This window comes from Peteryoungia rhizophila (assembly GCF_004912145.1).
Taxonomy (GTDB): Bacteria; Pseudomonadota; Alphaproteobacteria; order Rhizobiales; family Rhizobiaceae; genus Allorhizobium; species Allorhizobium rhizophilum.
The window spans coordinates 46,948-70,575 of record NZ_STGT01000002.1 but is presented as its reverse complement, the minus strand read 5'-3'; the positions used below and the strand labels follow the sequence as shown (position 1 = coordinate 70,575).

At 60.6% G+C, this 23,628-nt stretch carries 21 protein-coding genes; 7 read left to right on the top strand and 14 right to left on the bottom strand.

Features of this window, described 5'->3' with window-relative positions:
* Positions 1–38: 38 nt before the first annotated feature.
* From E9677_RS06325 to E9677_RS06315, 3 genes are all read right to left on the bottom strand, one after another.
* The gene (locus E9677_RS06325) at positions 39–1,271 is read right to left on the bottom strand and encodes an ABC transporter substrate-binding protein (RefSeq protein WP_136557272.1); all 1,233 of its coding nucleotides are present in this window, start codon (positions 1,269–1,271) and stop codon (positions 39–41) included.
* A 63-nt stretch (positions 1,272–1,334) separates the two neighbouring features.
* Positions 1,335–2,237, bottom strand: a complete 903-nt coding sequence (locus E9677_RS06320) for a sugar phosphate isomerase/epimerase family protein (protein ID WP_136557271.1) — start codon at positions 2,235–2,237, stop codon at positions 1,335–1,337.
* A gap of 4 nt (positions 2,238–2,241) precedes the next feature.
* Positions 2,242–3,285, bottom strand: coding sequence for a Gfo/Idh/MocA family protein (locus E9677_RS06315; RefSeq protein ID WP_136557270.1), 1,044 nt, complete (start codon positions 3,283–3,285; stop codon positions 2,242–2,244).
* Positions 3,286–3,421: 136 nt separating this feature from the next.
* Between E9677_RS06315 and E9677_RS06310 the strand changes: the two genes are divergently transcribed.
* Positions 3,422–4,438: a LacI family DNA-binding transcriptional regulator gene (locus E9677_RS06310; RefSeq protein WP_136557269.1), complete on the top strand. Its 1,017-nt coding sequence runs from the start codon at positions 3,422–3,424 to the stop codon at positions 4,436–4,438.
* Between the two features lie 16 nt (positions 4,439–4,454).
* Here E9677_RS06310 and E9677_RS06305 read toward each other — a convergent pair whose 3' ends face one another.
* Genes E9677_RS06305 through E9677_RS06295 form a run of 3 tightly spaced genes read right to left on the bottom strand, consistent with a single transcriptional unit; the run spans position 4,455 to position 7,281 of the window.
* Entirely contained in the window at positions 4,455–5,438 is a 984-nt protein-coding gene (locus E9677_RS06305) for a PDR/VanB family oxidoreductase (RefSeq protein WP_136557268.1), read from the bottom strand.
* Positions 5,439–5,471: 33 nt separating this feature from the next.
* Entirely contained in the window at positions 5,472–6,215 is a 744-nt protein-coding gene (locus E9677_RS06300; RefSeq protein WP_136557267.1) for a GntR family transcriptional regulator, read from the bottom strand.
* A gap of 4 nt (positions 6,216–6,219) precedes the next feature.
* Positions 6,220–7,281 (bottom strand): aromatic ring-hydroxylating dioxygenase subunit alpha, encoded by a 1,062-nt coding sequence (locus E9677_RS06295; protein WP_136557266.1) that lies wholly within the window; start codon positions 7,279–7,281, stop codon positions 6,220–6,222.
* A 142-nt stretch (positions 7,282–7,423) separates the two neighbouring features.
* Here E9677_RS06295 and E9677_RS06290 point away from each other — a divergent pair, with 142 nt between their 5' ends.
* The gene (locus E9677_RS06290; RefSeq protein WP_136557265.1) at positions 7,424–7,603 is read left to right on the top strand and encodes a hypothetical protein; all 180 of its coding nucleotides are present in this window, start codon (positions 7,424–7,426) and stop codon (positions 7,601–7,603) included.
* Positions 7,604–7,657: 54 nt separating this feature from the next.
* Here the strand turns inward: E9677_RS06290 and E9677_RS06285 are convergent, their stop codons facing one another.
* From E9677_RS06285 to dctP, 4 genes are all read right to left on the bottom strand, one after another.
* Positions 7,658–8,587 carry a dihydrodipicolinate synthase family protein gene (locus E9677_RS06285; RefSeq protein ID WP_136557264.1) on the bottom strand — a complete coding sequence of 310 codons (930 nt, stop codon included), beginning with the start codon at positions 8,585–8,587 and terminating at the stop codon, positions 7,658–7,660.
* 32 nt (positions 8,588–8,619) lie between these two features.
* Positions 8,620–9,915, bottom strand: a complete 1,296-nt coding sequence (locus E9677_RS06280; protein ID WP_136557263.1) for a TRAP transporter large permease — start codon at positions 9,913–9,915, stop codon at positions 8,620–8,622.
* Entirely contained in the window at positions 9,912–10,475 is a 564-nt protein-coding gene (locus E9677_RS06275) for a TRAP transporter small permease (protein ID WP_136557262.1), read from the bottom strand. The genes E9677_RS06280 and E9677_RS06275 overlap by 4 nt, the downstream gene beginning before the upstream one ends.
* Before the next feature lie 79 nt (positions 10,476–10,554).
* On the bottom strand, positions 10,555–11,571 hold the full coding sequence (gene dctP / locus E9677_RS06270) for a TRAP transporter substrate-binding protein DctP (protein ID WP_136557261.1): 1,017 nt from the start codon (positions 11,569–11,571) through the stop codon (positions 10,555–10,557).
* 175 nt (positions 11,572–11,746) lie between these two features.
* On the opposite strand from dctP, the gene E9677_RS06265 reads away from it, so the two are divergent.
* Positions 11,747–12,451 (top strand): GntR family transcriptional regulator, encoded by a 705-nt coding sequence (locus E9677_RS06265; RefSeq protein ID WP_136557260.1) that lies wholly within the window; start codon positions 11,747–11,749, stop codon positions 12,449–12,451.
* A 71-nt stretch (positions 12,452–12,522) separates the two neighbouring features.
* On the opposite strand, the gene E9677_RS06260 is transcribed toward E9677_RS06265, so the two are convergent.
* Together E9677_RS06260 and E9677_RS06255 are read right to left on the bottom strand one after the other, a co-directional pair.
* Complete coding sequence (locus E9677_RS06260) at positions 12,523–14,412, bottom strand: bifunctional sugar phosphate isomerase/epimerase/4-hydroxyphenylpyruvate dioxygenase family protein (RefSeq protein WP_136557259.1); 1,890 nt, start codon at positions 14,410–14,412, stop codon at positions 12,523–12,525.
* Positions 14,413–14,636: 224 nt separating this feature from the next.
* Positions 14,637–15,524: a shikimate dehydrogenase gene (locus E9677_RS06255; RefSeq protein ID WP_136557258.1), complete on the bottom strand. Its 888-nt coding sequence runs from the start codon at positions 15,522–15,524 to the stop codon at positions 14,637–14,639.
* Positions 15,525–15,709: 185 nt separating this feature from the next.
* On the opposite strand from E9677_RS06255, the gene E9677_RS06250 reads away from it, so the two are divergent.
* Positions 15,710–16,357 (top strand): TetR family transcriptional regulator, encoded by a 648-nt coding sequence (locus E9677_RS06250; RefSeq protein WP_136557257.1) that lies wholly within the window; start codon positions 15,710–15,712, stop codon positions 16,355–16,357.
* A 77-nt stretch (positions 16,358–16,434) separates the two neighbouring features.
* Here E9677_RS06250 and rhaI read toward each other — a convergent pair whose 3' ends face one another.
* Together rhaI and E9677_RS06240 are read right to left on the bottom strand one after the other, a co-directional pair.
* Positions 16,435–17,727, bottom strand: a complete 1,293-nt coding sequence (gene rhaI / locus E9677_RS06245; protein ID WP_136557256.1) for an L-rhamnose catabolism isomerase — start codon at positions 17,725–17,727, stop codon at positions 16,435–16,437.
* Positions 17,728–17,862: 135 nt separating this feature from the next.
* Positions 17,863–19,959, bottom strand: coding sequence for a bifunctional rhamnulose-1-phosphate aldolase/short-chain dehydrogenase (locus E9677_RS06240; RefSeq protein WP_136557255.1), 2,097 nt, complete (start codon positions 19,957–19,959; stop codon positions 17,863–17,865).
* Between the two features lie 203 nt (positions 19,960–20,162).
* Between E9677_RS06240 and E9677_RS06235 the strand changes: the two genes are divergently transcribed.
* From E9677_RS06235 to E9677_RS06225, 3 genes are read left to right on the top strand one after another with little or no spacing between them, the layout of a single operon-like run.
* Complete coding sequence (locus E9677_RS06235) at positions 20,163–20,975, top strand: DeoR/GlpR family DNA-binding transcription regulator (RefSeq protein ID WP_136557254.1); 813 nt, start codon at positions 20,163–20,165, stop codon at positions 20,973–20,975.
* Positions 20,976–21,028: 53 nt separating this feature from the next.
* Positions 21,029–22,024, top strand: coding sequence for a rhamnose ABC transporter substrate-binding protein (rhaS, locus tag E9677_RS06230; protein WP_076397770.1), 996 nt, complete (start codon positions 21,029–21,031; stop codon positions 22,022–22,024).
* Between the two features lie 59 nt (positions 22,025–22,083).
* Positions 22,084–23,619: a sugar ABC transporter ATP-binding protein gene (locus E9677_RS06225; protein ID WP_136557253.1), complete on the top strand. Its 1,536-nt coding sequence runs from the start codon at positions 22,084–22,086 to the stop codon at positions 23,617–23,619.
* The last annotated feature ends 9 nt before the right edge of the window (positions 23,620–23,628 follow it).

Genomic DNA, 23,628 nt, shown 5'->3' with positions numbered 1-23,628 from the left:
GAAGGGCAGGCGCAAGGATTGGCGCGCCTGCCGATTGGTCAGCCGAGAACGGCGCTGATTTTTTCCGCCGCCTGATCAAGCGCCTCCTTGGGCGACATTTGGCCCGTCAGCGCCCCCTGGATGGCATCCTGAATCGCCTTGGAGATCTTCGGCCATTCGGGATGCGGTCCGCGCGGCTGCGCATATTGCAGCTGTTCGATGAAGACCTTGAGGCCCGCGTCCTTCAGAGCCTCGCCGGTGGGCGGGATGGTGATGTCGGAACGTGGCGGAAGCTGGCCGAAGTCCTTGAACATGCGGTCGTCCTGCGACACGAAGTATTCGAGAACCTTGAAGGCTTCGTCGGGATGCTCCGTGTTGGAGAAGATCGCCCAGTTGAAGTCACCCATGGCCGAGGACCGCTGCGCGCCCTCTTGCGGCACCGGCAGGAGAGCGACGCCCCAGTCGAACTTCGCTTCCTTGAGCATGCGGTCCAGCTCCCAAGGGCCTGAGATCGCCATGGCCGCGTTGCCGGAATTGAATGTGCCGGTCGAATCCCATTGGCTGCGCGTCAGCGTATCCGGCGAGGCGAGCTTCTCGTCGATGATTGTCTTCCAGGTTTCGAGCGCCTTGACCGCGCCTTCGGAATTGACCTTGTCGTAACTGCCACCGCCCATCTGGGCCCAGGGCAGGAACTGGAAGGTGCCTTCCTCATTGGCCTTGGCCGAGAAGGTCAGGCCATAGATGTTCTTCGAGGGATCAGTTAGCTTGCGGGCCGTCTCCACCAGCTCGGCCCAGGTCTGAGGCGGCTTGTTCGGATCCAGCCCCGCCGCCGTAAACATGTCCTTGTTGTAATAGAGCGCGATCGTGTTCGTCGCCTTGGGGATGCCGAAATACTTGCCGTCCCACATGACCGACTTCAGCGGACCGGGATAGTAATTGTCAGGCTTGACGACATCCGAGGCGGCGATCTTGTCGCTCAGATCGAGAAAGGCGCCACGCGAGGCGAAAAGCGCATGCTCGGGATTGTCGATCGCGATGATGTCGGGCGCCTGGCCGGTCGAATAGGCGCGCATCGCCTCGCTGACGACGTCGTCGAACTGGATCTGGCGATATTCGACGGTGATGCCGTTCCCCAACGCGTTGAAGTCCTTGATCAGGTTGGGAGCCGGCTGGATATCGCGATCGAGCGACCAGACGGTGATCTTGACGTCCTCTGCCTGGGCGGAAAGCCCGAACAGAGAGACACTGGCGAGCGCCAAGGCGCTGAAGACGATATGCTTGCGAATACCCATGGTTTCCTCCTCTTGGGTTTCTGCATGGGCCTTGTCCTCCACAAGACCCATATTTCCGAAAATTCAGGCCGGATCGGTGACGAAATCCCCGCCCCGGCAATTCTTCAGGTAATTCAAGCCGTGCACCTGGCCGGTCATCTCAAGCGCGTCGCGATAGACCGGATCGTGCCAGCCCTCGATGTCGATCGAACCGGACCAGCCGGCGAGCCGAAGCTCGGAAATCACATCCGTCCAGTTGGTGTCGCCGAAGCCCGGCGTGCGCATGAAGACGAAAGGATGTTTGCCGAAGACGCCATGCTCGCGGATCACGTCCCAGCGAATGGTCGCGTCCTTGCCATGCACGTGAAAGAACTTGCGCGCCCATTTGCGGATCTGCGGGATCGGGTCGATCAGATAGACCATCTGGTGGCACGGCTCCCATTCGAGCCCGATATGCTCGTCCGGTGTCTCGTTGAAGATCAGCTCCCAGGCATCGGGGTTGTGGGCGATGTTCCAGTCGCCGGTCTGCCAGTTGCCGTCCATGGCGCAGTTTTCGAAGGCGATCTTCACGCCCTTATCGGCTGCACGCTTGGCGAGCTCGCTCCAGATCTCGCGGTAACGCGGTAGGCTCTCCGTCAGTGGACGGTTACGGATACGCCCCGTGAAGCCGGCGATACAGGTCGCACCGAAATGATGGGCATTGTCGATGCAGTCTTTCCAGCCCTGCAGGGTCTGAAGGTCCATCTCGGTCTCTTCCAGCGGATTGCCGAACATGCCGAGCGTCGAGATGGTGATGTCGCGATCGCCGATCGCTTCCACGCAACGCTTGCCGAGATCCGCAAGGTCCTGGCCGTTCGTGGTCTGCCAGAAGAAGGGCTCGAAGCTCTCGAAGCCCATGTCGGCGATCTGTCCGATGCGCTCGGCTGCCTTACCGCCGCTGGCGCTGACCATGGTTCCGATACGAATGGATTTTGCGGAATTGCTCACGGGCTCAATGTCCTTCGACTGAAATGCTGACGGGAAGACCGGTCCGGGCGCTCTCGATCGCGCCGAAGACCATGGAAAGGCTTTTGATGTTGTCGTAGCTGACGGTCTCGGGCTTTCGCCCGGACTTGACCGCATCGATGAAGTCGATGAGCACGCTCTGATGTCCGTGGGTCTCGCCATCGTCGGGCGCGGATGGAATGGGAAGAATACGATGACCACGCAGCAGACTAGGCTCGCCTCCGGCGACAGTCGCCTCGAAACCTTCCTCGCCGTCCCAGGTGATCATGCCCTTCGAGCCAACCAGCCTCCAGGCGCTCTCCCAGCTCGTGCGCCGCCCTTCGGCACACCAGGAACCGCGATAGGTGAAGACGGCATCGCCGGAGAGCCGGAAAATCGCGTTGGCAGAGGCACCATGGGCATACCAGGAGCCGGATGGATTGGTCTCGACGCAATAGACAGAGAGCGGCTGCTTGCCGGAGACGAAACGTGCGGCGTCGAAAGTGTGGATGGCCATGTCGAGCAAGAGCACATTGTCCATGGCTTCCCGGAAGCCGCCGAAATGCGGGGCGAGGAAGAAGTCGCAATGGATACCCGAGACCTCGCCGATCAACCCGTCCTCGACGGCACGGCGCAGACGCCGGACGCCGGAGATGAAGCGTCGGTTCTGCACCACGGCATGCACGCGGCCCGTTTCAGCAGCGAGCGAAAGCAATGCCTTCGCTTCTTCCATGGAGGCAGCAAGGGGCTTCTCCGAGAGCACATGGCAGCCGAGTTTGAGGGCGGTTGACACAACGGCGGAACGGGCGGAAGGCACGACCACGTCGAACACCATATTCGCCTGCGTCGCCTCGATGACCGAAGCCAGATCCGATCCGATGGTCACTTGATCGAGACCGAACTCAGTTGCGAGCGCGTTCGCCACCGAGAGATCGAGATCGACGAGACCAACGATCTCGACCTCGTTGCTCAGATCGGAAGCAGACTGAAGCGCTCGAAGCCAGCCTTTGGCCATAGCTCCGCACCCACACAAAACGGCCTTGTATGTCACTGATATCCTCCCAAAGGATGAGCAGAACTCCTCTTCCGCACATCCCGTAAACGTTTACGACACTATGAACGAGACAGCCCATGTGTCAATAGAGATTTCGTAAACGATTACGGCGTGCGTTTCAGCGGAGGGGTTGATGAAGGGCATCCGGCAACTGGCCGAACATCTCGACATATCGATTGGGACGGTCTCCCGTGCACTGAACGGCAAGCCCGACGTCAACGAGGAGACCCGTCGGCGTGTGCTGGAAGCAGCCGAACAGCTGGGCTATGTGGCGAACCAGGCCGGGCGATCTCTGCGCAAGGGCGCAACCGGCATCATCGGCTTCATGATGCAGACCGGCCACGACATCACCGGCCAGGGGGACACCTTTTTCATGCGTGTCTTCGACGGCATGCAAACGGTGCTTGCGCGCCACAAGCTCGATCTCGTCGCCCTCCTCTGCTCATCGGAGGAAGACCCCGATGATTACCTGAAACGCATTGTCGCGCGAGGCTTTGCCGATGGCATCATCCTCTCGGCGACCCGTTTTCAGGATCCCCGCTTCGAACTGCTGCACAAGACGAAGATCCCCTTCATCACGCTAGGCCGAAGTCAGACCGACGTTGGTCAGCCCTGGTACGACCTCGATTTCGAGGGCATGGCGGAGGATGCGCTGGAGCGTCTGGTGGCGAAGGGTCATCGGCGGATCGCGATCAGCCGACCGCATGGCGACATCAATCTCGGCCACGTCTTCGAGAACCACTGCCGCGTGGTGCTTGCCCGCCACGGGCTCGAACTCGATCCGGCGCATGTCTATCGCTCAGGACCGAACGAGCCGGGCGGGTATCATGTCGCCCAGCAGGTGATGAAATCCCGCGACCGCCCGTCCGCAATCATCCTCCTCAACGAGGCAACCGTGGTTGGTTTTTATCGCGGGCTGCAGGAGGTGGGATTGAAGCCGGGCAAGGACATTGCCGTCATCGGCCAGTATAGCCCCCAGGCGCAGTTTCTGAACCCGGTTCTGACCTGCTTTCGCCCCGACCTCAGAGCGCTCGGCATCGCCCTCGCCGAAAGCCTGCTCGCCACCATGCCGGACTTCGCGCATCACTATCCGGATGCTGTTCGCAGACGCCTGTGGCCGATGATCCTGATCGAGGGCGAAAGCGACTGATGCAACTGCAGGCTCATCAAGCCCACAATGCCTCTTGCCGATAGCCGGTATCGATCGTCACGTTCCCACCCACCGCCCGCGAGACACAGGCGCACATCTTCTCGCCTTCGTGCCGCTCTTCGGGAGAGAAGAACACATCGCGATGGTCGAGCGGCGCCGAGGCGTCGACGATGTTGACGGCGCAGAGCCCACATTCGCCGCGCCGACAGTCATAGACCATGTCGATGCCCGCCTCCATCAGCGCGTCCAGCATCGTCTGGTCGGCCCGCACCTCGACCGTCCGACCATATTGCGGCACCGTGACCGAGAAGGGCTGCTCGGCGAAGCGGCCGCTATCCCCGAAGACCTCGAAGCGCAATCGGCTCATCGACCGCCCGCTCTCCCGCCAGGTGTTTCGCGCTGCTTCCAGCAGACCATGCGGACCGCAGATATAGGCCTCGCCGTCGACCGGCAGCGCGGCAAATTCGGCCGCCAGATCAAGGGCCCGCCCCTCGTCCTGAACGAAGGTTGCAAGCCCCTCACCCAACTCGGCCTGCAATTCCTCGACAAAGGCCATCTGGGCCCGGCTCTTAGCGCCATAGATCAGCCGCACAGATTGCCCGCGCGCGACCAAAGCCTTCGCCATGCCATAGATCGGCGTGATGCCGATTCCCCCTGCGATCAGCAGATAGCGTGACGCCCGCCAGGAGAGCTCGAAGCGGTTCTCCGGCTCCGTCATCTCGGTCTCATCACCGATCGACAGCCCCCAGACGAAGGCCGATCCGCCCCGGCTGTTCGGATGCAGCTTGACGGCGATCGTCAAGGTCCCCGGAGCACTCGGCAGCACGGTATAGGTGCGGATCGCCGGCTCGCCCCGGATGACAACCTTGATATTTGTGTGCGACCCGGGATCGAAAGCCGAACGCAGGCCCTCGACCGCAAAGGTCACGGCCCGGACGTCCTCCGCCGGGGTTTCGATCGATACGACGCGCGCTGCGCGCCATTCCAGCTTGGAACGCATGAAGTCCTCCCACATATGAATTCGACGAACCGATCAGCCAGCCATCAGGGCAAGCGCCAGAACCTTCCGGCGCAGATCGGGCTGCTCCTCCAGCACAAAATCAAGGTTCTGCCGGGCGAGTCGTGCATGTTCGCGCGCGAGCGCCTCGGCGCGCGCACCCTCACGCAATTCGATCGCTCCAACGATCGCCTTATGCTGCGCCTGCGCCACGACCAGCGTCCTATAGAAGGCGGGTGCATTGGACTCGGTATTCACAAAGGCATTGGGGCTCGCAAAGGGCAGGCTCGTCATGCGTTCGACTTCCCGCCGCAACAGGTCGCTGCCAGACAGATCCCAGAGTAGCCGATGGAACTTGCCGTTCAGCGCCTCGTACCGATCGAAATCCATCGCCGGGGCCTCGGCCTGCAGGACCTCATCTAACTGTGTCACGACCTCACGTATGGCTTTCATGCGAGCAGGCGTCACCCCTCGCTCCGCCGCCAGCCGCGCAGCCGTCCCCTCCAGAACACCGCGCAACTCGATCGCATCGATCACCTCCTGCCGACTGAAGGAGCGCACGGCATAGCCGCCGGAGGGAATGAGCGCAACGAGCCCCTCCTGCTCGAGCCGCTGCAAGGCGGCCCGCAACGGCGTACGCGACACCGCGAGCCGATCCGAAAGCGCGACTTCCGACAAGCGTTCACCCGGCTCGATTTCACCGGTGAGGATGAGGTCCCGGAGCCCGAGCAGCGCCTTTGCCGTCTGCTGCTTGGGCGCCCTATCCGTGTCGAGGCTCATGCCGTCACTCCGCCGCAACGGAATGAGGGCTGACCTGCGGTTTCAACTCCGCGTCGATCATCCGGTCGATGAGCTTGCGGGCCCACATTGACCCCGCATCGATGTTGAGGTTGTAGAACTGATGGTCAGGATTGGCATCGATCGCCTTCTGCTGCGCCTCCAGCACGACCTCGTCCTCGCGAAACACGCCAGCCACGCCTTCGCGCAGCTCGTGCGTCCGCGCCTGATTGCCGAGATCGTAGTTGCGGGCAAAGGCCCAGAAGTAGAGACAGGTCTTGTCCGTCGACGGCGTGATCGTGTTCAGAACATAACCATTCACCCCCTTGGACCGGTCGCCATGCTTGGCACCTGTCCCGGCCTCGGCAACGCCGACGTCGATGGTCACCGTGCAGGGCGCCTCGAAACGGATGATCTGCCAACGGTCGACCTTGCCCGGACGGCCATACTGCTTGCGCCAGAACGGTGGCGGGTCGATGTCGTCCATCCAGCGGGTGATATAGGCGAAGCGATCCGAATGGCTCGCCTCGAACGGCGCCTCGGCGACCGCCCGATTGCCGATCGACGAGCCGTGCACGAAGGTTTCGTGGGTGAGATCCATGAGGTTGTCGACGACGAGGCGATAGTCGCACTTCACCTCGATCATCTTGCCGTCGGCTGCCCAATCGGGATCCTGGTTCCAATGCATGTCGGGCACGAGCGCTGGATCGGCCAGCGCCGGATCCCCCGGCCAGATCCAGATGAAGCGATGCTTCTCCGCAATCGGATAGGATTTCACGCAAGCAGACGGATTGATCGTGTCCTGCGAGGGCATGTATACACAGCGACCTGTCTCGTCGAATTCGAGGCCGTGATAACCACAGACCACATTATCGCCGTCGAGCCGGCCCAGCGACAACGGGACCAGCCTGTGCCAACAGGCATCGGCAAGCGCAACTGGCGTGCCATTTTCCTTGCGATACAAAACGATAGGCTTGTTGCAGATCGTGCGCGGCAAAAGCTGACGCTTCAGCTCGACGTCATAAGCAGCAGCATACCAGGCATTCAGCGGAAAGGTGGGTTTGGACATGACAGCTCCTCCTCTATCGCCGGATAGAAAGCCATAATGTATACATCACGTCAACCCAGGACCGCCATTCCTGGTCTAGCCTGACAGAATCCACTAGAACACCGTCACCCTGTATACAGGACAGACTTCACTCCAGTCATGAGTGATCCGACGCCTCTGCCGGCTCGATTGCCATATCCGTGACGGCCCGTTTCGCCGCCGTTTGACGACGCCTTTCCCGATAGCTCCGGAATTGCGTATCGCCGACCTCGCTGGCGGCCTCGCCAGCTCGCACGAACAGCTGAAGGTCGAGTGCGTCCTCGTGGAACGCCAGTCGACCTGATCGCGGCGCCCGTAATGACAGAAGGAGCAAATCCCCCCATGCATCAGGCAAACGTCAAGCGCTTGCAATTCTGGATCGGAAGCGCTCGGCCCCTGTCACGATATGGTCGAGGATCGTTTCCACAGCCCAGTGACGCTCCGTGATGTCATGGGGGACGGCGCGGCTGTGGACATTCGAGAATGTGCCGATGCGCCGATGGTAGTGCTTGGCGAGCTTCGGGTAGCCGAGGCTCTCCGACATCGCCGAAAGGACGAGAAAAGTGTCTAGTTCGGCGGCCAGTTCTGGATGATCGTCACCGTGATCGTAGAGCCAGCGATAGAGATCGGGGTGGAAGTTGTTCATCACGCCGGAAAAGCCATGTCCGCCGGCCTGCAGGAAAGGCCAGGCGATTGCAGCATTGGCATTGTTGATCGCCAGCGGCGTATTCTCAACGATGGCAAGGCGACGCCTGATGTGGTCGAGATCACAGGAAACATCCTTCAGAAAGGCGAAGCGGCCGCTCTCGGCACACCATTTCACCTCGTCATCGGTCAGCAGGCGGCGATAGGGAGCCGGGCACTCGTAGAGGCCAAGCATCATCTCGCTGGGAAGTGAACCGAGCAGATCCTGCATCCGCGTCATGAAGACGGACGCATCGTCATCGGCGGCGGCAAGCCGGTTCGTGACCAGCACGACGGCATCGACACCCGTCTCGGCCATGGCCCGCAATTCCGCCTTCTGATCGTCCATGCTCTGCGAAATATGCCCGGAGGCGACGACCGGCACTCGCCCCTTCACCTGCCGGACCGTGAAGTCCGCCAGCGCACACCGCTCCTCGAGTGAGAGAAACATCATTTCCGAAGACTGGCAGACGGCAAACAGACCGTGCGAGCCGTGATCGATATACCATTCGATCAGCCGAGAATATCCATCCCAGTCGATTGTGTTGCCTTCATTGAAGGGCGTGATGACCACGGGGAAGATCCCGTGAAAGTTATGCGGCATGGGAGGCACCTCGAATTTCGGAACAGTTGCGATCAGCCGGCGTAACCGAGGGCTCGCGGCAGCATGAGCGTGATATCGGGTATGAGGATCAGCAGCAGGAGCGCCACGAGAAGTGCGGCGAGGAACAGCCAGATTTCCCGGATGATTTCCGCAAGCGGGATCCGGGTCACGGCATTGATGACGAAGAGCAGGATGCCGTAGGGCGGGGTGATCAGACCGATCATGCAATTCACCACGGCGACCACGCCGAAATGCACGAGGTCGATGCCGAGCGCACGGCATGTCGGTATGAAGAGCGGAATGATGACGAGGATGATCGTTGATGCATCGAGGAAGCAGCCAAGAACCAGAAGCAGCAGATTGATGCCGAGCAGGAAGACCAGAGGATGCACATCCAGGCCGACCAGCGCGTTGGCAACCACAGTCGGGATGTTCTCTGACGCGACGATGTAGTTCAGGATGAGTGCGCCGCCAATGATCAGGCCGACGGCCGCCGACGAGCGCGCACTGCTGACCAGGATCTCGTAGAAATGCTTGAAACTGAGCGACCGGTAGAAGATCGTCGCCAAGATCAGTGCGTAAAAGGCTGCAACCGCCGCCGCTTCGGTCGGCGTCGTGACACCGCCATAGATGCCGTAGAGCAGGATCGCGGGCATCATCAGCGCCGGACCTGCATTGATCGTGAGCGCCGGGAAATCCTTGAGCGGCACGGGCTCATGCTTGGCGAAGCCCCGCTTACGCGAAATCCAGGCATTCATGGCCATCAGCACGGCGCCCATGAACAGGCCCGGCACGATGCCGCCGAGAAAGAGGAAGCCGATGGAGGTGTTCGAGACGAGCGCATAGAGCACCATCGGGATCGACGGCGGAATGATCGGCCCAATCGTGGCGGATGCAGCCGTGATCGCAGCGGCATAGCCGCGCGTGTAGTGACCCGACTTCACCATCATGTCGATGATCATCTTGCCGATACCCGCGGCATCCGCGATGGCCGAACCCGACATGCCGGAGAAGACGAGCGAGGAGAGGATGTTCACATGGCCGAGGCCACCCCGGAAACGCCCGACCAGCGCCACACAGAATTGCAGCAGGCGATCGGAGACGGATCCGGCATTCATGATGTTGGCGGCGATGATGAAGAGCGGCACGGCAAGCAGGATGAAGCTCTGATAGAGCCCGTCGATCAGGATCTTGCCGCTGATGCCGATGCTCTGGCCGGTGGCCGCCAGATAGGCCAGTGATGCGACCAGGATCGCATAGGCGATCGGCGTCCCCATGACGGCGAGGCCCAAGAGAATGACGATGCAGAGAAGAAAAGCGATACTCATGCCTGGCCTCCTGTCTGGCCAGAATTAGCAGGACCGTTGAGGCTTTCGCGCAGAGCCTGCCAGACATGCCAGAAGTAGCGGGCCGCCACAGCGACAAGAAAGACGATGTAGATCATGTAGACGTCACGCATCCGGATCCAATCGCCGAAGAGATCACCCAGGGTGGCAGTCCTCTTCAGCCGGAGAATATAGAGCCGATCCCAGGTGGGCGCGACCGACAACAATAGGGCGATGGCGACCGCAAGGCCGGTGATGATTGTGAAGATGCGTCGGATACGAGGGGACACGGAAACATAGAGCACATCAAAAGTGACGTGGTCCTCGACCCGGACGACGAAACTGTTCCCCCAGAAAATCAGCCAGACCCACACGGCCAGACAGAACTCGAGCGTCCATCCGAAATTGGCCGGCTGCAGGAATGGCATGTTTTCCGCCACCCAGGGCATGCGTGCCGTGTAGCGCACGAGCACCTGCAGGATGAACGTCGCGAACATGGAGGCCATGAGAACGGCAGCGACCGCCTCTGCCGATGTACGAAACAGTTTCGATAAAGAAGACACATCGTCACCTTTGCCAGGACGCAGCGTTGAATGAGCGAGCCGGAGATGTCTCCCCGGCCCACGTCACTGGTTCTATCGCTTAGTCGGCGAGAGCGTTGATCTTGTCGAGAAGACCTTCCGGCCAGGCCTTGGCGAACTCCGACCCGACATATTGCGCCTGAACATGCGTGCGGAAGGCATTGAGATCGGGCTCATAGACTTCGAGACCCTGCTCCGTCAGGAAGGCAACGAGTTCGTCCTCCTTCTTCAGCTGGCCTTCACGACCCGACTGCGCCGCATCTTCCGCAGCCTTCTGGACAGCCGCCTGCTGTTCAGGGCTCAACTTGTCCCAGACGGCCTTGGAGAAGGCAACATAGTTCAGGTCGACGAGATGAGCGGTCAGGCTGACCTGCTTCGTCACCTCATAGAACTTCGCATCGACGACCGTGGGCAGCGGATTGTCCTGACCGTCGACCGAGCCGGTCTGCAGACCGGTATAGATTTCGGTGAAGGCCATCGGCGTCGGGTTCGCACCGATGGCGCGGCCGAGGAACTGCCAGGCATCACTGCCGGGCATGCGCAGATTGACACCAGCCAGATCGGCCGGAGTCATGACGTTCTTCTCCGAACGCGGGAAGCGCAGGTTCACATGGCGCTTTCCAAGATACATGACGGCGAGCAGCTTGACGCCGAGCTCGCTTTCCACCTTCGCCTTGAGTGGATCCATCATCGGGTCGTTAAAGACATTGACCTGATGCTGCGCACTCCGGTGCACGTAGCCGGTGGCGAAAATGGAGAATTCCGGCAGGAAGTTCGCGAGTTCCTGCGCCGATGTGATCGACATTTCCAGGTCACCCGCAGCGATAGCTTCGAGTTCGGACCCCTGCGGCACGAGTGAGGCGTTGTAGTGTGGCTGGTAGGTTGCGAATTCACTGATCGCCGGACCGAAGACGGTCGAAAGTGCGACAGAGCGTTGATCGGTCTCGGATGCCGGCGTCGACATCCGGATGACCGGCTTGTCCTGTGCGACGACAGACGAAAGTGGGCTGCTCACCGCAAGAGCAGTAAACGTGATGGCGGATGCCATCAGGAAGCGGCGGGTCATTGTGAGTTTCATTGCGTAGTCTCCTCCCGTTTTGACTATAGAAATTACTGGATTTCTTCGCTGCCCCGCCGCGTTCCGTTCCTCCAAACGTTTTCAAACGCACTCTGGACAGCAATCTTGCCTTACTGATATCGAACTAACATGTTAGTGTACTGTTATCAACCCCGAACGCGAACAGTGTGAAGTCATGAAAGACAGAGCGACGGCACGGCAAGCTTCGCCCGGAGGCGAGAACTCTCTTCGACAGCTCGCCTACAGCCGGATCGAAGAACTTCTCAACTGGGGCCGACTGAGGCCTGGCCAGATCATTTCCCAGCGCGAACTGGTCGAGACGACCGAGATGACACTGAGCGCCATCCGCGAGGCCATCCCGCGGCTTGAGGCCGAGGGCCTTTTGCAGACCTTGCCCCAGCGAGGACTGATGGTGCCGAGCCTCGACGTCACCTTTATCCGGGAAGCCTACCAGATGCGGCGGGTGATCGAGCTCAGCGCGATCCCGGACCTGATCCAGCGGCTCGATCGGGCCGTGATTCGGAGCTGGCTTGACTGGCATACGGCCGCACGCGAGCGACTGTCCTCGGACGAGACTGTCGATCTCCAGATTTTCCTGCGCGACCTTCAGGTCTATGACTGGCATATGCATGCTGCCATGGTCGGCGCGATGGAGAACAGCCTGATCTCGAATGTCTATCGGGTGACCGCCATCAAGATCCGGATGACGGCGCAGGCCAGGGTTCGCGTGACCCGGGACAATGCGAAGAGAGTGATCGCGGAGCACATCGCCTTCCTGACGCCCATGCTCGAAGGCTCGGCCGATGCCGCCGCCGAGGCGCTCTCCCGTCACATCGATCAATCGCTGACGATTGCGCTCGGAGGCACTGTCGCAAACTGAAGCTGCGCTCCTGGCGATAGGCGACAACGACGCGAAGCGGTGCGAACTGATGGCTCTCTGCTCATGGGGCGTCATCTCGGCATCCCCCTTGGCCGCAGATGACGCTTGAGGGCCGCGATCCGGAAGATCGCATTCGGCGCTCCATATCCGCGATAGCCGCGTCTTTCGACGATCTCGAAAAAGAATCCTTCACCGTAGGTCGGGGAGTAGAGCTGGAAATACTCTCCTGCATCGTCCCGATCATAGAGAATGTTGGCGATCTTCATGCGCTCGACCAACTGCGGATCGAGGCCGAACCGAGCTTCAATATCGTCATAGTAGTTCGGTGAAATGACCAGCGCACTAAAGCCGCGGGCGGCAAGCGCCTCGGCCGTTGCAAAGATGTCGTCAGTCTCGAAGGCGAGATGCTGGATGCCGGAGCCGAAAGTTTCGGCGATGAAACGGCCGGCGAGTGTATTGCGGTTTTCCGCTCCGTTGAGGGTGATCCGCAGCCGTCCGTCCTGCGTCTCGACCACCTGGCTTCTGACGAGGCCCGCCGGGTCGACGATGTCCACCACCGGCGTCTTGTAAGCGTCGAGCTGCGACGTGTAGAACAGAAGCCAGGTCAGCATCTCCTCGTAACGCGTCGTCTGCGCGAGGTGGTCGATCCGGGTCAGACCGACATCCGCACCGTATTCAGAAACCCCTTCGATCGCGGTGAACTCGACGTCGAATATGCGAGCGAGCTCGCTCTTCTGATCGAGGAAATAGACGATGCCGCCGCCCACGCCACGGATCGCCGGGACCTGCAGCTCGCCTGGGCCCACAGCCTGGCGAAAATCCTCGGCACCCAGCTCCAGGGCCCGCGCATGCGCCTGAGCCGCATCATCGACCATGAGGCCAAAGGCATAGGCATTGGCACCATGGACGAGATAGGAGGCATTGGCGAAGCCCCTCTCTTCCCTGTTGATGATCAGATTGATTTCGCCCTGACGATAGAGCGTGACCGCCTTGCTGCGGTGCCGGGCGACCGCTGTGAACCCGAGCATTGAGAACAGCGCCTCCAGGTCCCGCTCCTCGGCGTCACCTGCCGCGAATTCGATGAAGGCGACACCTAAGACCTTGGCACGGGGCGGCATGGCGGGGACAGGGATGCGGATCGCCGGCTCGGCACGCGCCACCTGATCCATGAGGTTGACGAGCGACCGTCGACCATCCTTCGAAATGGCATCTGGCGATCCACCGCGAAACTGGTCGTTGAAGATCTCCAGCGAGAGATAGCCGTTGTAACCGGTTGCCGCGACGGCCTCCATAAAGGCCGCAACCGGCAGATCCCCCTCGCCCGGCATGTTGCGGAAATGCCGGGACCAGTAGAGGAGATCCATCTCGATCAGCGGCGCATCGGCAAGCTGCACAATGAAGATGCGGTCGCCGGGGATCGTGCGGATCGAGTTGAGATCGATCTTCCGGGACAGGGTATGGAAGCTGTCCAGAATCAGCCCGATGTTGGCATGGTCCGCTCGACGCACGATCTCCCAAGCGTCACGATGGTCGTTGATATGCCGCCCCCAGGCGAGAGCCTCATATCCCACCTTCAGGCCGCGGCGGGCCGCTCGCTCGCCCAGCGCGTGAAAGTCCTCTGCAGCCCGATCGACCCCGCCGAGAGAGACTGGCGACGTGTTGGAGCAGATCAACATCATGTCCGTGCCAAGTTCCATCATGAGATCGAACTTGCGCTCGGCGCGATCGAAATTGCGGGACCGAAAGGGTTCGGGCATGCCCTCGAAATCGCGGAACGGCTGAAACAACGACACAGCAAGGCCATGATCGCGAACCATCTGGCCCACTTCAGCCGGCGAACGATCAAAGGCGAGGAAGTCGTTCTCGAAGATCTCGACGGCGTCGAAGCCGGCCCGCGCGATGGCTGCGAGCTTTTCTTCGAATTCACCGCTGATGGAGACTGTTGCAATCGAGGTCCTCATACCGGATCTCCCTGCATTTCGCGTAGAGAACTGCAAGCCGCCAGGACGCCATCAGGAGAAGCACTTCGGGAAAGCGGCAAGGCGATCGACGCCGTCACGGGGCGAGCGATAGTAAGCATCGCGGACATGTCTTCCTCCTCCCTGCCCCTCCTGGGCTGTTATTGCAATCATTTGGACCGGCGCCACAGCAGCGTCCCAGCTGCCGGCAACGCCGCCTCATTCTTTCATGCGCTCTGCAGGCGGACCTCGCCGCCTCCGCGCGTCAGCATCTCGAAATGACCGAGCATACGGCTCACGTCAGGTTCGAGACCGGTGAACAGGGAAAATGCCCCGACCGCCTGGAAGACGGCCATCCCGCCGCCGTTCGCCACGCGACACCCGCGCCTGCGGGCGGCCTGCAAGAGCGCCGTGTCGAGCGGAAAATACACGATCTCGGCAACCCAGAGCGACGGTCTCAGCAAGTCCGCGGGCAAGGGAATGCCTGGATGCTTGTCCATACCCATGGGCGTGGCATGCACCAGTCCCGTCGCCCGTTCGACGCTGGTCGAGAGTTCTCGAACCGGCTCGACACGCGCCTCGGGGAAAAGTCCCGCCATCAGCGATGCCAATTCGGCAGACTTCGTCTGGTCGATATCGGAGATGGCCAGCGCCTTCGCCCCCATCTCCAGCACGGCAAAGGCTGTCGCAGCGCCAGCCCCGCCTGCACCGATCTGAATCACGGACGTCAGATCTGCATCCGGCAACTGCCGCGTAAGCCCCTGCGCAAAACCCCACCAGTCGGTATTGTGCCCGATCCGCTTCCCGTCCCGCAGCACAACGGTATTTACAGCACCCAGCTTGCGCGCATCATCCGAGACGTCGGTGAGCAGCGGTAGAATCTTCTGCTTGCAGGGATATGTGATGTTCAGACCGCAGAACCCCCGCTCCTCCGCCTCGACAATCAGGTTTTCGAGGTCATCGGGACCGAGCTTGCGTTCGTTGAGGTCGATGAGTTCGTAAGAGTAGTCGAGGCCATGGGCCAGCCCCTCCTGCATATGCATGGCAGGCGTCAGCGACCGCTGGATGCCATATCCGATCAGCCCGGCCCGCATTATGTCACGCTGTTTCGTCATGACGGCTCCCATTTCCGAAGCGAGATCAACCCATCGCTTCAGGCCTCCCAACCTGCATTGGACGGTAATGTACTAACTAGTTAGTGTCAACAGCTCGCAGCTTGATGCGTTGGAGCCGTGGCTCTATGAACGGAAAGCTCGGCGCGCCACATGAAAGCCGTGAGCGCCGACCGGGGTGGAGAAACATGACGAAGACGGCGAGGGAAACGCGCAGGAATGATCCCGGACGCACGCGGGAGGACATTCTCGATGTGGCGACGGAGGAGTTTGCCGAATTCGGCCTGTCCGGCGCGCGGGTCGATTCGATCGCGGAAAAGACGCGCACATCCAAGCGGATGATCTATTATTACTACGGCAGCAAGGAAGGCCTCTATCTCGCCGTCCTGGAAAAGGCCTATCGGAAGATCCGAACGCTCGAAGCAGACCTGCAACTCGGCGAGCTACCGCCGGACGAAGCCCTTCGCCGATTGATCAGCACGACCTTCGACCACGACGAGCACAATCCCGACTTCGTGCGTCTCGTCAGCATCGAGAACATTCACCACGCCATGCACATGAAGCGATCGAGCGAGATTGCCGACCTGAACATTTCGGTTATTCGCACCCTTCAGGACATTGTCGACCGCGGCCTCGCAAGCGGAATGTTCAAACGCCGCGCTGATGCCATCGACGTCCATATGCTGATCAGCGCCTTCTGCTTCTTCCGCGTTTCGAACCGCTACACCTTCGGGACGATCTTCAAGCGCGACCTCTCCGAACCGGAGCTATACGCGCGCCATAAATCGATGATTGCGGATGCTGTCCTCGGATATCTGCGCTCAAGCGAGCCCTGAGTAACCTCTTGGCTAAGGCGCCATCTGGAAACTGTCAGGCTGGCGATTGCCGCGCCAACTCGGAACCGCCGACCTGACTAGACGATCCCACCGGAGCCACCCTTCACGGCCGGCCGTTCGCTGGCCACCCGCGCACGATAACCGCTCGCCCGGTAAGTGGCTACCGGATCGATGGCGCCACCGGCACGGCGACGAGCTTCGGCCAGGATCGGCTCGACATCGGTCCGATAGGCTCTCTTCAATGTCTCGGACGCCATGAGAGCGTCATTTTCGCTTTGATGGCCTTCCAACGCGACCCGATCCACGAGCAGGGCCTGCGCATATGCACGGCGGATCTCGTTGGCGCTGGAAATGAGGCTTTCGATCGGATCCGTCACATTGTGGCTCTGGTCTATCATGTGCGCGGGGTGGAAGCCTTTCAGTCCGCGATGTTCCGCATCCACCAGTTCGTTAAATACCAGGAACAGGCGATAGGGCTCGACCGAGCCGGCATCGAGATCGTCGTCGCCATATTTGCTGTCGTTGAAGTGGAACCCACCGAGCTTGCCGAACTGGATGAGCCGGGCGACGATCATTTCGATATTCGTGTTCGGCGCGTGGTGGCCGAGATCGACAAGGCAATAAGCCTTTTCGCCGAGCGTCTGCGCGATCAGGTAATTCGTGCCCCAGTCCTGCACCACCGTCGAGTAGAAGGCCGGCTCGTACATCTTGTGCTCGGAGAACAGGCGCCAGTCGTCCGGTAGCGCCCTGTAGATGTCACGCATCCCATCGAGATAACGCTCGAACTGACGGGTGAAATTGCTCTGGCCCGGAAAGTTAGACCCGTCACCGATCCAGACGGTGAGTGCCTTTGAACCGAGCGCCCGACCAATCTCGATACATTCGAGATTGTGCTCGACCGCCTGACGGCGCGTTGCAGCATCCACATGGCTGAGTGAACCATATTTGTAGGAATGCGCCTGATCCGGAGCGTCCGAAAAGGTGTTCGAGTTCATTGCATCGAAACCGAGCCCGAGCGCAGCAGCCTTGGCCTTCAGCTCCTTGGGGTCCGCCTTGTCCCAGGGGATATGCAGCGACACCGTCGGCGTAGCCCGGGTCAACTGATGGATGACCCCGCAATCGTCCAGCTTGTCGAAGATGTGACGTGGCTCGCCCTGACCCGGAAAGCGGGCGAAGCGCGTACCGCCGGTACCGACACCCCAGGAGGGAACGGCGACGAAGAACTCGGCGACCTTCGCAGTGATAGCCTCGATGTCGATCGAGCTGCGCGCGAGCTTTTCACCCAGCGCCTGATAATCACTGCGCTGTGCAGCCTCGCGTCTTTGGTTTTCATCCGCAACGATCTCGGCGGCAATTCGGTTTTCACTCATGCTTTCCTCCACCTCGCGCGATCGACTGCAATCGCAGCGCGTTTGTCTGCAGCGCTGATGGCGCCACCCTCGCCATCAATCTCATTTTTGGCAAACCACCTTTTGTCGCGACTGGCGCCCCGGCGACTTAAGCCATCAGCGCGGGAAGCTCTGCGAATTGCCTGCATCCACATTGATGATGTTGCCGGTCGATTTCGCCGAGAGATCGGAGGCCAGGAAGTAGATGGCCTCCGCGATGTCCTCCGGGAAGACGTTGAGCTTCAACATCGACCGCTTGCGGTAATGCTCCTCGAGATCATCCACCTCGATCTTCGAAGAGGCAGCACGCTGTTCGCGCCACTCGCCGTTCCAGATCTTCGAGCCCCGTAGCACCGCATCCGGATTGACCGTGTTCACACGGATGCCAGCATCTGCGCCTTCAAGCGCCAGGCAGCGCGCGAGATGGATCTCGGCTGCCTTTGCCGTGCAATAGGCGGAAGCGTTCGGCGATGAGGCAAGACCATTCTTCGAGGCAACGAAAACGACGTTGCCACCGAGCTTCTGACGCCGGAACAGACGGAAGGCTTCGCGCGACACGAGGAAATAGCCGGTAGCCAGGATGCTGATATTCTTGTCCCACATCGCAAGCGTCGTGTCTTCGACCGGCGCCGACGAGGCGATCCCGGCATTCGAAACGAGAATGTCGACGCCACCGAATTCCACACAGGCCTCTGCAAAGGCCCGGATGACCGCGTCCTCGCGGGTCACGTCGAGCTGTGCCGAACGCACAACATCCGCACCATGCCGCTTGGAGAAATCCGCGACTGTCTGCTCGAGTGCTGCCGCATCGATATCGGCCAGCACCACGCAGGCCCCTTCCGCCATCAGCCGATCCGCCGTTGCCCGGCCAATGCCGCCGGCACCGCCGGTGACGAAGGCGACGCGACCGGCCAGGCTCTTCGGCTTCGGCATGCGCTGCAGCTTTGCCTCTTCGAGCAGCCAGTATTCGATGTCGAATGCTTCCTGCTCAGGCAGCCCCTGATACTCGGAGACCGTCGAGGCGCCACGCATCACGTTGATCGCATTGACATAGAACTCACCGGCAATGCGGGCCGTCGCCTTGTCCTTGGCAAAGGACAACATGCCGACGCCCGGAACCAGAAAGATGACCGGGTTCGGATCACGGATGGCAGGCGAATTGTCGTGCTTGCAGGTCTCGTAATAGCGGGTGTAGTCGGCCCTATAAGCTCCGAGCGCTTGGTCGAGGCCAGCAAGAACCGCATCGACATCCGGCTGTGTCGGATCGAAATCGACGATCAACGGCCGGATCTTGGTGCGCAGGAAATGGTCCGGGCAGGACGTTCCCAGCGCGCCAAGCGGCTGCAGATGGCTGGAATTGACGAATTCGAGCACGGCATCCTGATCGTCGAAATGGCCGAGCTTACGCTCGCCCTTGCCGATCCGTCCGCGGATCTCGGGCATCAGACGCGCGGCAATCGCGCGGCGCTCGTCTGCCGGCAGGCTCTTCGACACGGCACCGCCGAAGATCGTCTTGCCCTCGGTTTCCTTCGCGAACCACTCGATCGCCTTGTTGATGATCTCAAGCGTCAGCAGGTAGCAATCCTTGGCATCATCGGCCCAGGTGAACAGGCCATGGCTTTCGAGAACCAGGCCCTTGGCGGTCGGATTGGCCTTCACGAAGGCTTCGAGATCGAGGCCGAGCTGGAAACCGGGACGTCGCCACGGCAGCCAGCCGATCTCGGAGCCGAAAATCTTCTGCGTCAATTCCTTCGAATTCTTCGAGGCCGCAATCGCGATGATCGCGTCCGGATGCATATGATCGACATGCGTGAACGGCACGAAACCGTGCAGCGGGGTATCGATCGAAGCGGCGCGCGGATTGAGATTGAAGGTGCAGTGCGGCAGGAAACCGACCATACGGTCTTCGTCTGCCACGCCCTTGTAGATGCCCTTCAGTGCTTCCAGCTTGTCCTGGTAAAGCGTCGCGAAACCATCGAGCTTGATTGTGCCGACGTCGCCGCCGGATCCCTTGACCCAGAGAACCTTGACCGTCTCACCGGTCAACTGATCCGCTTCCATCACCTTTGCGGACGTGTTGCCGCCCCCGTAATTGGTGATCCGCTTGTCGGCACCGAGCAGGTTGGAGCGATAGAGAAGCTTGCCGGGCTCGTCGAGCTTGGCGGCATGAGCATCATCCCAACGGCTTTCGAGAAGGCGGGTTTGACCCGTCATGTTCTTCCTCCCTGCAAATATGCCTCATGGACCGCCGTCGGCAGACCATCTCCTTCTTGCCCGAAGGTATCGCGCAGGCCACGTCCAATTGTCAATCAATTTCGATCATTTCTTTTCATTGTGCGGTGCAATATTATTATTTTTGATCGTTTCTGATTGACAGCGTAAAAACATTGCGAATAAATCATCATCGGGAGGACCCCATGCACGAACGCGAACGCCATCGCATCATTCTGAGCGCGATCCAGGAAAAGCCTGTGATCACGGTGCAGGATATTGCCGAGCTGACCGAGGCTTCCGAAGCCACGATCCGCCGGGATATCGCGTCACTTCACGTGCAGGGAAAGCTGAGACGCGTCCGGGGTGGGGCGGAAGCCGTGCATCCGCCGCAGCTCGGCAACCTTGCCGCCCGACCTTTCCGCGTATCCGAATCGGTCAACATCGACAAGAAACGCGCAATCGCACGCGCCGCCGTCGAACTCTGCGAAGAAGGGGATTCGATAATCATCAATGGTGGCACCACCACCTTCCAGATGGTCCATTTCATGTCGGCCCGGCGCCTGCAGGTGATGACCAATTCTTTCGCGATTGCAGAACATCTGGTGAAACATTCGAAGTGCACGGTCTCGGTGCCCGGCGGCGCGATCTATCGCGACCAGAGCCTGATCCTGTCACCATTCGAGAATGACGCAATCCGCAATTTCTATGCACGCCGCATCTTCATTGGCGCGCAGGGCATCAATGCTCTCGGCGTGATGGAATCGGATGCACTGGTCATCCAGAGCGAACAGAAACTGGTACGCCAGGCCGAAGAGCTGATCGTCATGGTGGACTCGAGCAAGTTCGCCAAGCGGTCCAGCCTGATCTTGTGTTCGCTAGACAAGGTCTCGACGATCATTACCGACGACGGAATTTCCGACGAGGCGGCCGCCATGGTCACCGATGCCGGCATAAGGCTCATGACCGTGAGGCCGATGGCTTCATCGGCAAGGGAGGATACCTCGTCGGTCGCCTAGAGGAGGCGACCGACGAGGGAGGGTAAAGCAGTTCATTAACCTGGGAGGAAAACATGAAACTGACAAAAATTCTGCTGGCCGGTGCAGCCATTGCGCTCGCCACCATGGGCTCTGCCGCACAGGCAGCCGACATGAAGATCGCACTCGTGGTCAAGTCGCTAGGCATAGGCTTCTTCGAAGCCGCCAACAAGGGCGCACAGGAAGCAGCCAAGGAACTCGGTGGCGTTGAAGTCATCTACACCGGCCCGACCTCGACGACGGCTGAAGGCCAGATCGAAGTCATCAACTCGCTGATCGCCCAGGGCGTCGATGCCATCGCGATCTCGGCAAACGACCCGGACGCAGTCGTCCCGGCCCTCAAGAAGGCTATGGACCGCGGCATCAAGGTCATCTCGTGGGATTCCGGCGTAGCGCCTGAAGGCCGCATCATGCACTTGAACCCGTCGTCCAACGCGCTGATCGGCAAGATGTGCCTACAGCTCGCCGCCAACCACCTGCCTGATGGTAAGGGTGACTTTGCAATCCTCTCGGCGACCACCACCTCCACGAACCAGAACATCTGGATCGAGGAAATGAAGGCGCAGCTGAAGGACTTCCCCGGCCTGAACCTCGTAACCACCGTTTATGGTGACGACCTCGCCGACAAGAGCTACCGCGAAGCAAACGGCCTCCTGACCTCGCAGACCAACGTCAAGGTCATCGTCGCCCCGACCACCGTTGGCGTTCTCGCCGCCTCGCAGGCCGTCAAGGATGCCGGCAAGATCGGCGACGTCTACGTCACCGGCCTCGGCCTCCCCTCCGAAATGGCGGGCGCCATCCAGTCGGGTGCCACGAAGGAATTTGCCATCTGGAACCCGATCGACCTCGGCTACTCCGCCACCCAGATCGCCTATCGTCTCGCCAAGGGCGAAACCGATGCGGCTCCGGGTTCGGAAATCGAAGCCGGCCGCATGGGCAAGATCAAGGTTGGTGACGGTGGCGAAGCCGCCATGGCCGATCCCTTCGTCTACAACGCCTCGAACATCGAGGAATTCTCCAAGATCTTCTAATCTCGGCGAACCAGACCCGGCGGCTCAAGCCGCCGGGATTTCACTCATTCGGTAAGCACATGATGACCGTTCAATCTGCCAAGCTCGCGGCGGGCGCGATCCCGGCTGGCGAGCCCATTCTCGAAATGCGGGGCATTTCCCAGATCTTCCCGGGCGTAAAGGCCCTGGATCGGGTCGATATCGCCCTCTATCCGGGCAAGGTGACCGCGCTGATCGGCGAGAACGGCGCCGGCAAGTCGACACTGGTCAAGATCCTCACAGGCATCTACCGTCCGAACGAGGGCGAGATCTTGATCGACGGCAAGCCCAGGAGCTTTGCCAATGCCCAGGACGCCATCGACGCAGGTGTCACTGCCATCCACCAGGAAACGGTGCTCTTCGACGAGCTGACCGTCGGCGAGAACATCTTTCTCGGTCACGCCCCCCGAACCCGCTTCGGGCTGATCGATTGGCGCACCATCAACGAACGCTCCCGCGACCTGATGAAGGCGCTGGAAAGTGACATCGATCCCACGACGAAACTCAAGGACTTCTCGATCGCCCAGCGCCACCTCGTGGCCATTGCCCGGGCGCTCTCGGTCGACGCGCGCATCGTCATCATGGACGAGCCCACCGCCGCCCTTTCCCGCAAGGAGATCGACGATCTCTTCCGCATCATCGAGGGCCTGAAGCGTCAGGGCAAGGCGATCCTCTTCATCAGCCACAAGTTCGATGAACTCTACGAGATCGCGGACAACTACGCCGTCTTCCGCGATGGTCGCATGGTCGGCTCGGGCGTGCTCAAGGACACGCCTCAGGACGAGATTGTGCGGCAGATGGTCGGCCGCGACGTGCACGATGTCTTCCCGAAGGTCGAAGCCGTCATCGGTGCGCCGGTCCTGAGCGTCCGCGGCTACAGCCACGAAACCGAATTCCGCGACATCAGTTTCGATCTGCGCAAAGGCGAGATCCTCGGCGTATACGGCCTGATCGGTGCCGGCCGCTCGGAACTCTGCCAATCGATCTTCGGCATCACCCGCCCTAAATCCGGTGCCCTTCAGCTTGAAGGCAAGAACATAACCATCAGAGACACCGCAGACGCGATCACCGCCGGCATCGTCTATGTGCCAGAGGAACGCGGACGTCACGGTCTGGCGCTCGAACTGCCAATCTACCAGAACATGTCCCTGCCCTCGCTGATCCGAACCTCCGTCTCAGGTTTCCTGAAAGCGGCCAATGAATTGAAGCTGGCGCGCCGCTTCGCCGAACGGCTCGACCTGCGGGCAGCCGCTCTGTCGGTTCCGGTCGGCACCCTGTCCGGCGGCAATCAGCAGAAGGTCGTGATCGGCAAGTGGCTCGCCACCTCGCCCAAGGTCATCATTCTCGATGAACCGACAAAAGGCATCGACATCGGCTCCAAGGCCGCCGTCCACGGCTTCATCTCCGAGCTTGCCTCCGAAGGCCTCTCGATCATCATGATCTCGTCGGAACTGCCCGAAATCCTCGGCATGTCGGACCGTGTCATGGTCATGCGCGAGGGTCTGCAGGCCGGTATCTTCGAGCGCGAGGGCCTGACGGCCGAGACGCTCGTGCGCGCCGCAACCGGCAATGCGTGAGGAATGACA

Coding starts and splice junctions, on each gene's coding strand:
- E9677_RS06325 (WP_136557272.1), bottom strand. CDS start 1,271: ATGGGTATTCGCAAGCATATCGTCTTCAGCGCCTTGGCGCTCGCCAGT.
- E9677_RS06310 (WP_136557269.1), top strand. CDS start 3,422: ATGAAGGGCATCCGGCAACTGGCCGAACATCTCGACATATCGATTGGG.
- E9677_RS06305 (WP_136557268.1), bottom strand. CDS start 5,438: ATGCGTTCCAAGCTGGAATGGCGCGCAGCGCGCGTCGTATCGATCGAA.
- E9677_RS06300 (WP_136557267.1), bottom strand. CDS start 6,215: ATGAGCCTCGACACGGATAGGGCGCCCAAGCAGCAGACGGCAAAGGCG.
- E9677_RS06295 (WP_136557266.1), bottom strand. CDS start 7,281: ATGTCCAAACCCACCTTTCCGCTGAATGCCTGGTATGCTGCTGCTTAT.
- E9677_RS06285 (WP_136557264.1), bottom strand. CDS start 8,587: ATGCCGCATAACTTTCACGGGATCTTCCCCGTGGTCATCACGCCCTTC.
- E9677_RS06280 (WP_136557263.1), bottom strand. CDS start 9,915: ATGAGTATCGCTTTTCTTCTCTGCATCGTCATTCTCTTGGGCCTCGCC.
- dctP (WP_136557261.1), bottom strand. CDS start 11,571: ATGAAACTCACAATGACCCGCCGCTTCCTGATGGCATCCGCCATCACG.
- E9677_RS06265 (WP_136557260.1), top strand. CDS start 11,747: ATGAAAGACAGAGCGACGGCACGGCAAGCTTCGCCCGGAGGCGAGAAC.
- E9677_RS06260 (WP_136557259.1), bottom strand. CDS start 14,412: ATGAGGACCTCGATTGCAACAGTCTCCATCAGCGGTGAATTCGAAGAA.
- E9677_RS06255 (WP_136557258.1), bottom strand. CDS start 15,524: ATGACGAAACAGCGTGACATAATGCGGGCCGGGCTGATCGGATATGGC.
- E9677_RS06250 (WP_136557257.1), top strand. CDS start 15,710: ATGACGAAGACGGCGAGGGAAACGCGCAGGAATGATCCCGGACGCACG.
- rhaI (WP_136557256.1), bottom strand. CDS start 17,727: ATGAGTGAAAACCGAATTGCCGCCGAGATCGTTGCGGATGAAAACCAA.
- E9677_RS06240 (WP_136557255.1), bottom strand. CDS start 19,959: ATGACGGGTCAAACCCGCCTTCTCGAAAGCCGTTGGGATGATGCTCAT.
- E9677_RS06235 (WP_136557254.1), top strand. CDS start 20,163: ATGCACGAACGCGAACGCCATCGCATCATTCTGAGCGCGATCCAGGAA.
- rhaS (WP_076397770.1), top strand. CDS start 21,029: ATGAAACTGACAAAAATTCTGCTGGCCGGTGCAGCCATTGCGCTCGCC.
- E9677_RS06225 (WP_136557253.1), top strand. CDS start 22,084: ATGATGACCGTTCAATCTGCCAAGCTCGCGGCGGGCGCGATCCCGGCT.